General features: G+C 65.4%; 12 protein-coding genes. 8 read left to right on the top strand and 4 right to left on the bottom strand.

The genetic code is table 11. The features are described 5' to 3' along the window. Positions 1–54: 54 nt before the first annotated feature. Positions 55–1,440 (top strand): DUF418 domain-containing protein, encoded by a 1,386-nt coding sequence (locus NV401_RS12710; RefSeq protein WP_261294805.1) that lies wholly within the window; start codon positions 55–57, stop codon positions 1,438–1,440. 24 nt (positions 1,441–1,464) lie between these two features. Continuing rightward, positions 1,465–3,681, top strand: a complete 2,217-nt coding sequence (locus NV401_RS12705; protein WP_261294804.1) for a S9 family peptidase — start codon at positions 1,465–1,467, stop codon at positions 3,679–3,681. A gap of 113 nt (positions 3,682–3,794) precedes the next feature. Here the strand turns inward: NV401_RS12705 and NV401_RS12700 are convergent, their stop codons facing one another. The 3 genes from NV401_RS12700 to NV401_RS12690 are packed head-to-tail and all read right to left on the bottom strand — an operon-like array spanning position 3,795 to position 5,249. Beyond that, entirely contained in the window at positions 3,795–4,742 is a 948-nt protein-coding gene (locus tag NV401_RS12700; RefSeq protein WP_261294803.1) for an aldo/keto reductase, read from the bottom strand. A gap of 11 nt (positions 4,743–4,753) precedes the next feature. Then, positions 4,754–4,951 (bottom strand): hypothetical protein, encoded by a 198-nt coding sequence (locus tag NV401_RS12695; RefSeq protein WP_261294802.1) that lies wholly within the window; start codon positions 4,949–4,951, stop codon positions 4,754–4,756. Between the two features lie 19 nt (positions 4,952–4,970). Then, on the bottom strand, positions 4,971–5,249 hold the full coding sequence (locus NV401_RS12690; RefSeq protein ID WP_261294801.1) for a hypothetical protein: 279 nt from the start codon (positions 5,247–5,249) through the stop codon (positions 4,971–4,973). Positions 5,250–5,371: 122 nt separating this feature from the next. Here NV401_RS12690 and NV401_RS12685 point away from each other — a divergent pair, with 122 nt between their 5' ends. The 6 genes from NV401_RS12685 to NV401_RS12660 all read left to right on the top strand — a co-directional run bounded on the left by NV401_RS12685 (position 5,372) and on the right by NV401_RS12660 (position 14,635). Continuing rightward, entirely contained in the window at positions 5,372–6,331 is a 960-nt protein-coding gene (locus NV401_RS12685; RefSeq protein WP_261294800.1) for an ArsR/SmtB family transcription factor, read from the top strand. Continuing rightward, complete coding sequence (gene metF, locus NV401_RS12680) at positions 6,328–7,269, top strand: methylenetetrahydrofolate reductase (protein WP_261294799.1); 942 nt, start codon at positions 6,328–6,330, stop codon at positions 7,267–7,269. The genes NV401_RS12685 and metF overlap by 4 nt, the downstream gene beginning before the upstream one ends. 131 nt (positions 7,270–7,400) lie before the next feature. Beyond that, a complete protein-coding gene (locus NV401_RS12675; protein ID WP_261294798.1) occupies positions 7,401–8,447 on the top strand; it encodes a homocysteine S-methyltransferase family protein in 1,047 nt (348 codons plus the stop codon). A 123-nt stretch (positions 8,448–8,570) separates the two neighbouring features. After that, positions 8,571–11,243, top strand: coding sequence for a methionine synthase (gene metH / locus NV401_RS12670; protein WP_261294797.1), 2,673 nt, complete (start codon positions 8,571–8,573; stop codon positions 11,241–11,243). Between the two features lie 117 nt (positions 11,244–11,360). After that, positions 11,361–13,484 carry a metallophosphoesterase gene (locus NV401_RS12665; protein WP_261294796.1) on the top strand — a complete coding sequence of 708 codons (2,124 nt, stop codon included), beginning with the start codon at positions 11,361–11,363 and terminating at the stop codon, positions 13,482–13,484. 215 nt (positions 13,485–13,699) lie between these two features. After that, positions 13,700–14,635 carry a right-handed parallel beta-helix repeat-containing protein gene (locus NV401_RS12660; protein ID WP_261294795.1) on the top strand — a complete coding sequence of 312 codons (936 nt, stop codon included), beginning with the start codon at positions 13,700–13,702 and terminating at the stop codon, positions 14,633–14,635. A 7-nt stretch (positions 14,636–14,642) separates the two neighbouring features. Here the strand turns inward: NV401_RS12660 and NV401_RS12655 are convergent, their stop codons facing one another. After that, positions 14,643–15,047, bottom strand: coding sequence for an excalibur calcium-binding domain-containing protein (locus tag NV401_RS12655; protein WP_261294794.1), 405 nt, complete (start codon positions 15,045–15,047; stop codon positions 14,643–14,645). Between the last annotated feature and the right edge of the window lie 22 nt (positions 15,048–15,069).

Here is a 15,069-nt window from a genome sequence, read left to right as displayed (position 1 = left end):
CTGACTTTCGCCAGGATGCCGCTAGGAGAGGGGGCAGACCGACCAACGAGAACCATGACCGCCATTACGATGACCACGCCCGCCGAACCCGATGGCGCGCCGCGTATCGCGGTGCTCGATATCCTGCGCGGGATCGCGATCCTCGGCATCCTGTTCATGAACATCAACGACATGGGCGGTTCGCTCTGGGCGTCGACAGGCGATATCCGCCATTTCGGCTGGACGACCGCTGACCAGATCGCCTGGTGGCTGCGCGAAGTGTTCGCCAACGGCACGGCGCGCTGCCTGCTGGAAATGCTGTTCGGCGTCGGCATGGTGATCCTCACCGAGCGCGCTGCCGCTGCGCTCGGCGACCATGCGGTGTGGCGCGGCTATTACCGGCGCAACATCGTGCTGTTCCTGTTCGGGCTGGCGCATCTCTTCATCCTGCTCTGGCCCGGCGACATCCTGCATACGTACGGGCTGGCGGCGATGGTCGCCTTCCTGTTCCGCCGCCTGCCGCCGCCGGCCTTGCTCGGTATCGGGCTGCTGATGGCGCTGTCGCAACTGGCCGGGTTCGGGGTGGCGCTGCACGGCGCGCAGCAGGCGCGGATCGATGTGCCGCGGCTCGAGGCCCGGCGTGCCGCGGGCGCGACGCTGACGGCGAGCGAAACCGGCACGATCACACGGTACAACAAGGCGATCGCCGATCAGGCCAAGGCGAAGGCCGAACAGGCACGGCGCATCGCGCGCGAAGATCGCGATCGCGCGGCTGCCACCGGCACGTTCGCCAGCTGGGCCGGCAATGCCTGGCGCAATATCGCGTTCATCTGGGGCCTATCCGACGGGATCGGGACGGGCGAGTTCCTTGAGCCGCTGTTCGTCTGGGAGGCCGCGGCGACGATGCTGATCGGCGCCGCGCTGTTCAAATGGCGGGTGATCCCGGGCGGGCGATCGCGGCGCTTCTATCTCGGCATGACGATCACGGCCTATGCCGTCGGCCTGCCAGCCCGCACGATCGCGGCCTATTGCACGACGCGCTTCGACAGCTATCCCTACCTGATCTACGCGACCAGCGAAGTGACGCGGCTGGCAACGACGCTAGGGCATATCGGGCTGATCAATCTCGCCGTCACAGGCGTCGGCGGCGCGGCGCTGCTGCGGCCGTTCGTCGCGGCCGGCCGCACCGCACTGACGCTCTACGTGCTGCAGACGATCATCGGCCTGTGGATGCTCTATCCGCCGTTCGCGCTGGGCCTGTACGGCAAGAGCGGCTGGGCCGGGCTGATGCTGAGCGCGTTGGCGATCAACCTCGCCTTGCTGTGGCTGGCCAATGCCTGGATGGGCCGCTTTGCGATCGCGCCGGTCGAATGGGCCTGGCGCTCGATCGTCGAGCGGCGGCGCCTGCCGTGGCGCAAGACCCGCGACAGCGGCCGGGCGGCTGGTATAGCGGCGGTGTGATGCGTTCGAGACTGGAGATATGGAATGGCGAAATCGTGGCTTCTGGCGGGCGCGATGCTCGCCTGCATCGGGGCGCCGGTCATGGCGGCTGACGCCCCGGCGCAGAAACTGACGCTCAAGCGCGTGTTCGGTTCGCCCGATTTGTCCGGGCCGCAGCCGCAATCGCTCAAGCTGTCGCCGGACGGCACGCTGCTGACCTCGCTCCGCCCGCGTGCCGACGAGAAGCAGCGCTTCGATCTCTGGGCGCTCGACACGCGCACCGGAGTCGAGCGGATGCTGGTCGATTCCAAGAAGGTCGGCAGCGGCGCGGAGCTGTCCGAGGCCGAGAAGATGCAGCGCGAGCGCGATCGCAGCATCAGCGGCAAGACCGGCATTGTCAGCTATGACTGGTCGCCCGACGGCAAGACGATCCTCGTGCCGATCGACGGCGATCTCTATCTCGCCGGCCTCGACGGCAAGGTGACGCGGCTGACCGAGAATGTCGGCGGTGCGCTCAACCCCAGGATCAGCCCGGCGGGCGGCTTCGTCTCTTATGTGCGCGACCAGAACCTCGTCGTGCAGCCCTTGGGCGGCGCGCCGCGTGCGCTGACCGCGGAGGGCACGGGCACGGTCCATTGGGGCGAGGCCGAGTTCGTCGCGCAGGAAGAGATGGGGCGTCGCACCGGCTATTGGTGGGCGCCGAGCGACACGCTGGTGGCGGTCGAGCGGTTCGACGAGGCGCCGGTCGGCATCTTCACGCGCGCGGCGATCGGCGCGAACGGCACCAAGACGTTCGACCAGCGCTATCCTGCCGCGGGCAAGCCCAACGTGACGGTCGAGCTCTATGTGATGAAGCCCGACGGCACGGGCCGGGTAAAGGTCGATCTCGGCCGCGAAACCGACATCTATCTCGCGCGGGTGGATTGGACGCCGGACGGAAGCGCGCTGCTGGTGCAGCGGCAGAACCGGTCGCAGACCGTGCTGGACGTGCTCAAGGTCGATCCGGCGACGGGCAAATCGGTCGTGCTGTTCAGCGAGAAGGCCAAGCCCAACAGCTGGGTCAATCTCAGCGACGCCTACCGGCTGCTCGACGACGGCAGCCTGATCTGGACCTCGGAGCGCGACGGCTATGCGCATCTCTATCGCCTCAAGGGCGGCAAGTGGACGCAGCTGACCAGGGGCGCCTGGGTGGTCAACGATCTGGTCGGCGTCGATCAGGGCCGGGGGCGGCTGTTCTTCACCGGCAACAAGGATGGGGTGCTGGAGAAGCATCTCTACAGCGTCGACATTGCACATCCCAACGTCGTCGCGCGGCTGACCGAACCGGGCTGGTGGAACAGCGCGACGATGGACACGGCCGCCTCGCGGATGATCGTGTCGCGCTCCAATCCCGATCAGCCGACCCAGGTCTATCTCGCCGATGCGGCGGGCAAGCGGCTGTCCTGGGTCAACGAGAATGCGCTGAAGCCGGGCCATCCCTATTATCCCTTTGCCGGTCAGCATCAGCCGACCAAGTTCGGCACGCTGAAAGCCGCCGACGGCAGCACCCTCTTTTGGGAAATGATCACCCCGCCGCTCGAGGCTGGCAAAAAATACCCGGTCTTCTTCGAACATTATGGCGGGCCGCATTCGCAGACGGTGAGCCGCAACTGGGGCGGGGCGCTGCACCAATATCTCGTCGCGCAGGGCTATATCGTGTTCATGATCGACAATCGCGGCTCGGCCAATCGCGGCATGGCGTTCGAAAGCCAGCTGTACCGCGCGGCGGGGACGGTCGAGGTGGCGGATCAGTTGCTCGGCGCGGCATGGCTGAAGCAGCAGGCGTTCGTCGATCCGGCCCGGATCGTCACCTATGGCTGGTCTTACGGCGGCTATATGACGCTCAAGATGCTCGAGGCGTCACCCGGCACGTTCGCCGCCGGCGTGGCGGGCGCGCCGGTGACCAAATGGGAATTGTACGACACGCATTATACCGAGCGTTACATGGGCGATCCGGTGAAGGACGCGAAGGCGTACGCTGCATCGAGCGCGTTGACCGATGCGCCCAAGATCCGCGATCCTTTGCTGCTGATCCACGGCATGTCGGACGACAATGTGTTCTTCGAAAATTCGACCGCACTGGCCGCGCGGCTGCAGGCCGAGGCCGTGCCGTTCGAGATGATGTTCTATCCCGGCTTCACGCACCGCGTGTCGGGGCCGCAGGTCGGCGAGCATCTGTGGACGACGATCCTGGATTTCTACGCCCGGCGGCTGGGGAAGTAGCGCTCCCCCAGTCCCGTCATCCTGAACTCGATTCAGGATCCATCGCGCCAAACGAACGATCGCCCGCGAGGCACGATTGATCCTGACATTCGTCAGGATGACGGACTATTGGATTACGCCCCCGCCATGCTCAGCCGCTCGAGCTGATCATCGCTCAGCTCCAGCGCGATCGCGCCAAGCAGATCCTCGACCTGCTTGATGCTGGTGGCGCTGGCGATCGGCGCGGTCACGCCGGGCTGTGCCGCCAGCCAGGCCAGCGCGATCTGCGCCAGGCTCGCGCCGGTTTCCGCCGCCACCGCGTCCATCGCCGCCAGCACGTCCGCCTTGCTGTCGAGCAATTCGCCCATCCGCCCGCCGCGCACGCTCTGGCCGAGATCGTCGGCGCTGCGATACTTGCCCGTCAGGAAGCCGGAAGCGAGGCCGTAATAGGGCACCACGCCGATATTGTTGACGACGCAATAATCCTGCAGCTCGCCTTCGAATTTCTGGCGGCTGACCAGGTTATATTCGGGCTGCAGCACGTGGTAATGCGGCAGCCCGTGCGCCTTGGCGGCGTCGTTGGCAGACTTGAGCCGCTTGGCGTGGAAATTGGACGCGCCGAGCGCGCGGATCTTGCCCGCATCGATCAATTTGCCGAACGCAGCGAGCGCGTCCTCCTGCGCGACGGCATCGTCGTCCTGATGTGCGAAATACAGATCGATCGTGTCGACGCCCAGCCGCCGGAGCGAGGCATCGCAGGCCGCGGCGATGCGCGCGGGGGCGAGTTTTTCGCCGCCCTCGCCCGGCAGCATGCCGACCTTGGTGGCGATCAGCACGTCGCCGCGCTTGCCGCTGCTCTTCAGCCAGTTGCCGATCATCGTCTCGGATTCGCCGCCCTGATGACCAGGCACCCAGGCGGAGTAGACGTCGGCGGTGTCGATCATTGTGCCGCCGCCGGCGACGAACGCATCGAGCACGGCAAAGCTTGCATCCTGGTCGGCGGTCCAGCCGAAGACGTTGCCGCCGAGGACGAGCGGCGCGATGTGCAGATCGGTCGCGCCGAGGCGCCGGAGAGAGGTCATTGTGCCAATTCCTACTGAGGTTGGGCCTCGTTTTCGCCGTCGATACTAACGGCGTTGGCATCGACGCTGTTGGCGTCGAGCATCGCAGCGGCGTCGTTCAACTGCTGCTGTTCGCTCTGGCTGACCGCGCCGGGCGCGTCGTCGCCGGCGCCGCAGGCGGCAAGGAGGAGAAAGGCGGCGAGCGCCATTGGCTTGATCGACACGCGCATTCTCCCCCGGAGTCGTCGGTTAATCGGCGATCGCGTTGCCGGCATCCTTGAGCGCTTCGCCCGTGGTGTCGGCAGCGTCGTCAGCGGCGTTGCTCAGCGCGGCGGCGCTATTGTCCATCGTCGCTTCGGCCGAACCGAAAGCACGATCGGCGGCGGCATCGGTATCGTTGATCGCTTCGCCGAACGTCGCGTTGGCATCGGCCGAAATCTGGTCCGCAGCCTGCGCGGTTTCGTTCTGCGCGGCCGGCGAGCAAGCGGCGAGCAGGGCAACACCGGCGAGCGAAAAGAGCGTCTTCATGAATGTTTTCTCCGGAAAGAGACTAGAGTGATGATGGCCGCCAACGCTAGCGCGCGCGAAATGGGTCCGCAATCGCTTCCGCGTTGACCTCATATAAAGATATCTTTATATGTCGTCGGATCATGACCATCGCCCTCGATATCTTTCGCGCATTGGCCGACGGGACGCGGCTGCGCATCCTCGCGTTGCTGCGCTCGATGGAATTGTCGGTCGGCGAACTGGCGCAGGTGCTCGGGCAGAGCCAGCCGCGCGTCAGCCGTCACGTCAAGATCCTGTGCGATGCAGGCCTGGCCGAGCGACGCAAGGAAGGCAGTTGGGTGTTCGTCGGCGTTGGCGGGGCGGCGAGGGTCGCGCCGGTCGTCGCGGCATTGGATGCCTGGAACGCGGTCGAGCCGGATCACTGGGCGGTGGCGGATGCTGCGCGACTGGCGGCGGTGCGCGCCGATCGCGCCTCCTCCGCAGCCGGCTGGTTCGAGGCCAATGCCGGGCAATGGGACGCGATCCGTTCGCTCCACGTCGCGGAAGAGCAGGTCGAGGCGGCGATCGCGGATGTGCTGGGCGACGTGCCGATCGGGCAACTGATCGATATCGGCACGGGCACCGGGCGGATGCTCGAACTGTTCGGGGGGCGGGCGACACACGCGCTGGGGATCGATCGCAGTTCGGAAATGCTGCGGCTCGCGCGCGCCAAACTTTCCGAGCGCGGGATCGACAATGCCGAGCTGCGCCAGGCCGATCTGTATGCGCTGCCCTTGGGCGATGGCGCGGCAGATGCGGCGATCATCCATCACGTGCTGCATTTCGCGCAACAGCCGGGCGCGGCGATCGCCGAGGCGGCGCGCGTACTGAGCCCGGGCGGGCGGTTGCTGATCGCCGATTTCGCGCCGCACGACCGCGAGGAATTGCGCTCGCGCGACGCGCATACGCGCCTGGGCTTTTCGGACGAGCAGATCGCCGTCTGGTTTGCCGCCGCTGGCTTGATGCCGGTGCGGACCGAGACGCTGGAGGGCGGGGCGCTCACGGTGAAATTATGGCTTGCGCGCAAGGGCGCCGAGCAATTGCATGAGGTACGTGCGGCATGAGTATTTCGGTTTCGCAGCTCGAAGAGGCGCGGCGCGCGCTCGACGCGCCCCTGTTCGCCGATCTCGCGGGCGACACGGAAATGTCGTTCGAATTCTTCCCGCCCAAGACGGAGAAGATGGAGGAGACGTTATGGGCGTCGATCAAGACGCTCGAGCCGCTCGGCCCGCGGTTCGTGTCGGTGACATACGGCGCGGGCGGATCGACGCGCGAGCGGACGCACGCCACGGTGGCGCGGATCCAGCGCGAGACGTCGCTGTCGGCGGCGGCGCATCTGACCTGCGTCGAGGCGACCAAGGAGGAGATCGACCAGGTCGCGCGCGACTATTGGGCCGCCGGGGTACGGCATATCGTCGCCCTGCGCGGCGACAGCCCGACCAGTGGCCAGGCCTATGCGCAACATCCCGGCGGCTATGAGAATGCCGCCGCGCTGGTGGCCGGACTGACCAAGCTGCATCCATTCGAAATATCGGTCGCCGCCTATCCCGAATGCCATCCGGATTCGGGCGATGCGCAGATCGATCTCGATAACCTCAAGCGCAAGTTCGACAACGGCGCGACGCGCGCGATCACCCAGTTCTTCTTCCAGCCGGAAACCTTCTTCCGCTTCCGCGATGCGATGGCCAAGGCCGGGATCAAGGGCGAGGTGGTGCCCGGGATCATGCCGGTGACCAACTTCGCCAGCGTCCAGCGCATGGCGGCGATGTGCAATACCGAGGTGCCGGCCTGGATGGGGCGGCTGTTCGACGGGCTGGAGGATCATGCCGGCGCACGGCAGCTGATCGCCGCGACGCTGGCCGCCGAATTGTGCCGCAAGCTCTATGCCGGCGGGGTGAAGCAGTTCCACTTCTATACGCTGAACCGCGCCGAGCTGACCTATGCGATCTGCCATCTGCTGGGAGTTCGCGCGGCGGCCGGGGCGAAGGCCGAGGCGGCGTAGCTCTTCTTATCCCCCTCCCGCTTGCGGGAGGGGCTAGGGGAGGGCCTGTCCTCCCAAGGGGTGGCCGATTTTATAACAGGCCCTCCCCCAACCCCTCCCGCGCGCGGGAGGGGAGTCAAAAGGAAATGACGATGACGATCCGCGAAACATTCCTGGCCGAGGCCGCCAAGCGCGTGCTGATCACCGATGGCGCGTTCGGCACTGAGATCCAGAACTGGAAGCTCACCGAAGCCGATTATGCCGGCGATCTGGGGCTCCCGAAGGACCAGAAGGGCAATAACGACATCCTCGCGCTGACCAAGCCCGAGGTGCCGGAGACGATCACGCGCGAATATCTCGAGGCGGGATCGGATATCGTCTCGACCAACACGTTCAGCGCCAATCTGATCAGCCAGGCGGATTATGCCGCGGAGCATCTCGTGCGCGAGATCAATCTCGCCTCGGCGCAGATCGCGCGGCGGCTGGCGAATCAGTTTGCGGCGCAGGATGGCCGCCCGCGCTTCGTCGCCGGCGCGATCGGGCCGACCAACAAGACGCTGTCACTGTCGCCCGACGTCAACGATCCGGGCTTTCGCGAGATCACCTTCGATTACCTGAAGGACGTCTATCGTGAGCAGATCGATGCGTTGCTGGAGGGCGGGGTGGATTTCATCCTGATCGAAACGGTGTTCGATACGCTGAACGCCAAGGCCGGGGTCATGGCGGCGCTTGAGGCGGCCGATGCGCTGGGCCGCGACGTGCCGATCATGCTGTCGATGACGCTGACCGATCTCAGCGGGCGCAATCTCTCCGGTCATACGGTCGAGGCGTTCTGGCATGCCGTGCGCCACGCCAAGCCGGTAACGATCGGGCTCAATTGCTCGTTCGGGGCGGAACAGCTCCGGCCACATGTACGCACGCTCAGCGATATCGCGGACACGTTGATCATGGTCTATCCCAATGCCGGCCTGCCCAACGAACTGGGTGAGTATGACGAGCAGCCCTCGACCACCGCGGGCCTCGTGCGCGAATGGGCGGCGAACGCGCAGGTCAACGTGCTCGGCGGCTGCTGTGGCTCGACACCGGCGCATATCGCGGCGATGGCCAAGGCGGTGCAGGGCCTGCCGGCGCGGGCCATCCCGGTGCCGCCGGTAAAGACCAAGTTGGCCGGGCTCGAACCGATGACGATGGCGGCTTAACTCCCCTCCCGCTTTGCGGGAGGGGCTAGGGGAGGGCCTGTCCTCTCGCACTCCGACCGATTTGACGACATGCCCTCCCCCAACCCCTCCCGCAAAGCGGGAGGGGGGAAGAAGAAAAAGACGATGACCACGACCATTTCCGCGACCAATTTCGTCAATATCGGCGAGCGTACCAACGTCACCGGCTCGGCCCGCTTCAAGAAGCTGATCATGGCGGGCGATTATCCCGCCGCGGTCGAGGTCGCGCGGCAGCAGGTTGAGAGCGGCGCACAGGTGCTCGACGTCAACATGGACGAGGGCCTGCTCGACGCGGAATATGCGATGACCACGTTTCTCAAGCTGATCGCGGCGGAACCGGATATCGCGCGCATCCCGTTCATGGTCGACAGCTCGAAATGGTCGGTGATCGAGGCGGGGCTGAAATGCGTCTCTGGCAAGCCGATCGTCAATTCGATCAGCATGAAGGAGGGCGAGGAGAAGTTCCTCTACGAAGCGCGCAAGTGCATGCAGTACGGCGCCGCCGTGGTCGTCATGGCGTTCGACGAGGCCGGCCAGGCCGACACGCAGGCGCGGAAGATCGAGATCTGCGAGCGTGCTTATAAGGTGCTGATGAGCATCGGCTTCCCGCCCGAGGACATCATCTTCGATGCCAATGTGTTCGCGGTCGCGACAGGCATCGAGGAGCACAACAATTACGGCGTCGATTTCATCGAGGCGGTGCGGGAAATCCGTCAGCGTTGCCCGCACGTGCATTTCTCGGGCGGCCTGTCCAATCTGAGCTTCTCGTTCCGCGGCAACGAGCCGGTGCGCCGCGCGATGCATTCGGTGTTCCTCTATCACGCGATCCCCGCCGGGCTCGACATGGCGATCGTCAATGCCGGCCAGCTCGACATCTATGACGATATCGATCCCGACCTGCGCGAGGCGTGCGAGGACGTGATCCTCAACCGGCCGGCGCGGACACCCGACGAGACGCCGACCGAGCGACTGATCGCGATCGCCGAGAAGTTTCGCGGCACCGACGCGGTGGCGGAGAAAGCGGCCGCCGAATGGCGCTCGCTCGAGGTCGGCAAGCGGCTGGAATATGCTTTGGTCAAAGGCATCGACGCGCATGTCGTGGAAGATACCGAGGAATGCCGCCAGCTCTTCGCACGACCGATCGAGGTGATTGAGGGGCCATTGATGGACGGGATGAACGTCGTCGGCGACCTGTTCGGCTCGGGCAAGATGTTCCTGCCGCAGGTGGTGAAGAGTGCGCGCGTGATGAAGAAGGCGGTGGCGCATCTGCTGCCGTTCATCGAGGCGGCCAAGGAGCCCGGCGCGCGCGGCAAGGGCAAGATCATCATGGCGACCGTCAAGGGCGACGTGCACGATATCGGCAAGAACATCGTTGGCGTCGTGCTGCAGTGCAATGGCTTCGACGTGGTCGACATGGGCGTGATGGTGCCGTGGACGGATATCCTCAAGGCGGCGAACGAGAATGACGCCGACATGATCGGCCTGTCCGGTCTGATCACGCCGAGCCTCGACGAGATGGTAACCGTCGCCGAGGAGATGAAGCGGGCAGGGATGACGATGCCGCTGTTGATCGGCGGCGCCACCACGTCGAAGGTGCATACCGCGCTGCGCATCGCGCCTGCCTATGACGGGCCGGTGGTGCACGTGCTCGATGCCAGCCGTGCGGTCGGCGTGGCGTCGACCTTGGTCAGCGACACGATCCGCGACGATTTCGTGCAGAAGACCGCGGACGAATATGAGGCGGTACGCGTGGCGCGCGCCAATAAGGGGCAGAACGACCTGCTGCCCTTGGCCAAGGCACGCGCCAATCCGTTCGCCGCCGACATGACGCTGAAGCCGGGCGCGCCGCTCAAGCCCGGCGTGCACGTCTTCCGCGACTGGGATCTCAAGGATCTGCGCGAGCTGATCGACTGGACGCCGTTCTTCCGCGCCTGGGAGCTGGCCGGCAATTATCCCGCGATCCTGACCGACGCGGTGGTGGGCGAGAGCGCGACCTCCCTGTTCGCCGATGCGCAGGCGATGCTCGACAAGATCATCGACGAGAAATGGCTGACGGCGCGCGGCGTTGCCGGGCTATGGCCGTGCGCGCGCTGGGAGGACGATGTCGTGATCGACCTCAAGGGCGATTTCAATGCCGATGAACTGCGCGGCTTCGACATGCTCAATCTGGTCGACGGCACGGATATCGTGCGGCTGCCGTTCCTGCGCCAGCAGATCGCCAAGCGCGAGGGACGGGCCAATATGTGCCTGGCCGATTTCATCGATCCCAAGGGCGACTGGATCGGTGGCTTCGCCGTCTCGATCCACGGCATCGAGCCGCACCTGGCCAAATTCAAGGCGGCGATCGACGATTATAGCGACATCCTGCTGAAAGCGCTGGCCGATCGCCTGGCCGAGGCGTTTGCCGAACGGCTGCACCAACATGTGCGCATGGATCTGTGGGGCTATGCGCCCGACGAGCAGCTGACCAACGAAGCGCTGATCCGCGAGCAATATCGTGGCATCCGCCCAGCGCCCGGCTATCCGGCCTGCCCGGAGCACAGCCTGAAGATTCAGTTGTTCGAGATGCTCGACGCGCACAAGGCGACCGGCGCGACGTTGACCGAGAGTTTCGCGATGCTGCCGACCGCGGCGGTATCCGGCTTCTATTTCGGGCATCCGCAGGCGGAGTATTTCGGCGTGGCGCGGATCGGCCCAGATCAGGTCGAGGATTATGCTCAGCGGCGCGGGGTGGATCTGGCGACAGCACAGCGCTGGCTGCGACCAAACATAGATTAGGAATATGCCTTTATTTCATAAATGTATAATATATACCATGTGAAAGTGTCACTGTTATCGTCTTTTGGTGTCATGACCGGAGGTTAGGCCGCGGCTTCACCAAAGGGGGTCGCGACCATGACTGACAAACCAGAAGACGTTCACGAACCAATCGATTCGATGGCATCGCCGATCGACCAGTTCACCGCCGCGCAGCACAGCCGCCGCAACATCATGAAATGGGGCTCGATGTTGTCGGCGCTGAGCGTGACCGGGGTGCTCGCCGCGTGCGGCAGCGATGCCGACAACCAGCCGCTGCCGTCGCCGACGCCGACCCCCACGCCGGCCGCCTCGGCGCAAGTGTCGAGCTTCGGGTTGGCAGTGCTGCCCGATACGCAATTCTATTCGCGCTATGCGGTGGCCAGCAACAACCAGTTCAACCGTCTGTACGGCAGCGAGCCGTTCCGCGCGCAGACCGAATGGCTGGCGAAGAACGCTGCCGCGTTGAAGATCCCGTTCGTGATCCATGTCGGCGATGTCGTCGATCAGGTGGGGCAGGAGCCGGAATGGGTCGTCGCCGACGCCGCCATGAAGGTGCTCGAAAACGCCAAGCTGCCCTATTCGATCCTGGCCGGCAATCACGATGTGCGCGCCGATCGCGGCTATGATCCGGCACTGCCCGATCTCGGCACCGACGCCGATCGCGACCTGGCCAATGAGCCCTATCTGAAATGGTTTCCGACCACGCGTGCGCAGCAGCAGAAGACATTTGGCGGGCGCCATCGCAGCGGCTTCCACGAATATCACACGTTCGAGGCAGAGGGGCAGAAGTTCCTCGTCCTCGCCATGTCATGGCGCACCTCGCAGGCCGGGATCATCTGGGCGCAGAACGTGCTCAACGCCAATCCGACGCTGCCGTGCATTCTCGTGTGCCACGAGCTGCTCGGGATCGCCAATGACGCGGTCAGCCCGCAAGAGGGCGACTACGGCAAAATGCTGTGGGAAAACCTGATCCGTTCGAACGACCAAATCTTCATGACGTTGAACGGCCATATCCACGGCTCGTCGCGGCTGACCAAGAAGAACGATTTCGGCAACGACGTGCTCGAGATGGTGGTCGATTACCAGATGGCCTATCAGGGCGGCAACGGCCTGATGCGCTACTACGAATTCGATCTGACCAACAACAAGATCCACGCTTTGTCCTTCTCGCCCTGGGTGCCGCAGAAGCCGAAGGACACGCTGAACGCGTTCGATCAGGCGATGCTGACCGAGGACAATCACCAGTTCACGCTGAGCATGAACTTCGCCGAGCGCTTCAAGCGGTTCGCCCCGACCTTCAAGGCAGCGACGGCATCCAACCTGTCGCTGACAGCGGCGACGACGAAGCTGATCACGGACGGCTTCACGAGCGTGCCGGCACCGGCCGCAGCGCCTGCCGCCAACGCAGAGGATTACGCCAAGGTCGCCGGTACCACGGCACACTGGCGCTTCTATGGCGGCACCACAGGTGCGGCCGTACCGGTCGGCCAGGTGATCGCCGATGCCTCGGGCAACAACAACCCGCTGAAGCGCGCGCCGCTCAACGTGCCGGCGAACAACACTGCGCAGGCAGCGGACGTGACATGGAGCGACGATCACCATTATTTGTCGTCGGCACCGGGATCGGTGGTGTTCACCAACACCGCCAATGCGCCGCGGCTCAGCTATTTCTGGACCGACGTCGCCGCGCAGATGAACGACGACGCCTTCGAGCAGGGCTATACGATCGAGGCGTTCGTCAAGATTTCCAAGGATTGGACCGCGGCGAACAATGCCTGGATGAACGTGATGACGCGTGGCGGCCGCCGCGACGCCATTCCGGGGTGGGCCGGCAGCTATGGCGACTCGCCGCCTGTCCAGTTCGCGGTATCCAACCTGCGCGAGATCCAATGGGAAGTGCCGTCGGTCACCGCGGCCGGCCCGGTACGGTCGCGGACTGCATGGTCGGGCGAGATCCTGGTCGATCGCTGGATGCACATGGCCTTCGTCAACGATCCCGCAACCAAGATGATCACGATGTACATCGAAGGCGCGCCGGTGCTGCGCAACGCGACCGACGCGGTCGGGCTGCCCAATAACGGCCTGCCCTGGGTGGTCGGCGCTGGTGCGTCGAACATGGCCAGCCCCGGCGGCGGGTTCCTGGGGGCAATCGGCGAAATCCGCATCGTGCCCAAGCCGCTGCTGCCGGCACAGTGGCTGACCGCGCGCGCGCCGAAGTGAACTGAAACCGAGGGCTGATGCGCGCGCTGACATAAGCGCGCGCGGGGGGGTGGGCCGGCGGTCCGCCCCCATTCCGGCATGCGCCGGCGTATCCTTTTGAAACGACGGACAGAGCCGGTAACGTTTCGCGCGGGAAAGCGCGCGTATTAACCGGCTTTTCCCCTTCGCGGCCGGCGCGGGGCGGGGCAGGCTGCTGGCGAAGGAGCTTTCCCGCCATGCGCCACCACAATCTTGCCGCCCTGACCCTTGCCCTGGCCGCGCCTGCCGCCGCGCAGCAGGGGCAGGCCCCGTTCGTCATTGCCGAGACCGGGCAGGGCTATGCGACGATCGACGATGCCGTCGGGGCGGTGCGGATGGGGACGGCAACGATCCTGATCGCGCCGGGCGTCTACCGCCAATGCACTGTACAGGCGGGCGGGCGGATCACGTTCAAGGCGGTACGGCCGGGCACCGCGATCTTCGAGGGCGAGACCTGCGAGGGCAAGGCGGCGTTCGTGCTGCGCGGGCAGGAATCGATCGTCGACGGGCTGGTCTTTCGCGGGATGCGCGTGCCCGACGGCAACGGCGCCGGGATCCGCACCGAGATGGGCAATCTCACGGTGCGCAATTCGATGTTCCTCGACAGCCAGGAGGGCATTCTCGGCGGCGAGCCGACCAACCAGAAGATCGTGATCGATCGCTCGACCTTTTCCGGGCTCGGCCAATGCGACGAGACGGTCGATTGCGCGCATGCCATCTATCTCGCCAACCAGGGTTCGGTGACGATCACCCGTTCGCGCTTCGAACGCGGCACGGGCGGGCATTACGTCAAGCTGCGCACGCCCAATGTGTCGATCAGCGACAACAGCTTCGACGACAGCGCAGGCAAGAAGACCAATTACATGATCGACCTGCCCGAGGGCGGGACCGGGCTGATCGCGCGCAACACGATGGTGCAGGGGCGCAACAAGGAAAATTGGACCGGCTTCATCGTCGTCGCGGCGGAAGCGCGCAAATATCCCTCCGCCGGCCTGCGGATCGAGGGCAATAGCGCCAGCCTGGCGCCGGGCGAGACGCGCAGCCCGGTCTTCGTCGCGAGCTATGGCCGCGACCGGCTGGCGCTGGGGGCGAATCGGTTGGGCGCGGGGATCAGGGCGTTCGAAACGCGCTGAGCCCGCGCTACATCTCGATCTGCGGCGTTTCTGGATTGGGATCGGGCGGTGTCGGCGGTGCCTCGGCCGGCGGCGCGCTCTGCTGGGTCGAGGAAGCGAACGTCGGCGCGCTGTCTGCCGGCGCGCTCGTCATGTCAGGCGCGCTCGTCATCTCAGGCGCCGCGGCACCGCCCACCGGCTCGCAGGCGATGCCGTTCATGTTCGGATCGAGCGCCGGGCGATAGCCCGGCTGGCTTGCGCGCAAAGGTGCGGCATTGGCGGCGCGGACCGCGTCGCAATCGGCGTAAAGCACGGCGGGCGCAGCTTCGGCGACCGGCGCGGAAACCGGCACTTTGGGGGCCGTCGCGGCCCAGATGGCGGCGAAGAGCAGGACGCAGGACACGAAGGTCAGCAGGATGAAACGAGGGGTCACGCGGCGGGCATAGCCGGCAGGG

It is taken from the genome of Sphingomonas hylomeconis, from assembly GCF_025370105.1.
Classification (GTDB): domain Bacteria; phylum Pseudomonadota; class Alphaproteobacteria; order Sphingomonadales; family Sphingomonadaceae; genus Sphingomonas; species Sphingomonas hylomeconis.
Note: the sequence above shows the minus strand (reverse complement) of the source record. Positions and strands in the feature narration are given on the sequence as shown.

Coding starts and splice junctions, on each gene's coding strand:
- NV401_RS12685 (WP_261294800.1), top strand. CDS start 5,372: ATGACCATCGCCCTCGATATCTTTCGCGCATTGGCCGACGGGACGCGG.
- NV401_RS12705 (WP_261294804.1), top strand. CDS start 1,465: ATGGCGAAATCGTGGCTTCTGGCGGGCGCGATGCTCGCCTGCATCGGG.
- metH (WP_261294797.1), top strand. CDS start 8,571: ATGACCACGACCATTTCCGCGACCAATTTCGTCAATATCGGCGAGCGT.
- NV401_RS12675 (WP_261294798.1), top strand. CDS start 7,401: ATGACGATCCGCGAAACATTCCTGGCCGAGGCCGCCAAGCGCGTGCTG.
- NV401_RS12660 (WP_261294795.1), top strand. CDS start 13,700: ATGCGCCACCACAATCTTGCCGCCCTGACCCTTGCCCTGGCCGCGCCT.
- NV401_RS12710 (WP_261294805.1), top strand. CDS start 55: ATGACCGCCATTACGATGACCACGCCCGCCGAACCCGATGGCGCGCCG.
- metF (WP_261294799.1), top strand. CDS start 6,328: ATGAGTATTTCGGTTTCGCAGCTCGAAGAGGCGCGGCGCGCGCTCGAC.
- NV401_RS12690 (WP_261294801.1), bottom strand. CDS start 5,249: ATGAAGACGCTCTTTTCGCTCGCCGGTGTTGCCCTGCTCGCCGCTTGC.
- NV401_RS12665 (WP_261294796.1), top strand. CDS start 11,361: ATGACTGACAAACCAGAAGACGTTCACGAACCAATCGATTCGATGGCA.
- NV401_RS12695 (WP_261294802.1), bottom strand. CDS start 4,951: ATGCGCGTGTCGATCAAGCCAATGGCGCTCGCCGCCTTTCTCCTCCTT.
- NV401_RS12700 (WP_261294803.1), bottom strand. CDS start 4,742: ATGACCTCTCTCCGGCGCCTCGGCGCGACCGATCTGCACATCGCGCCG.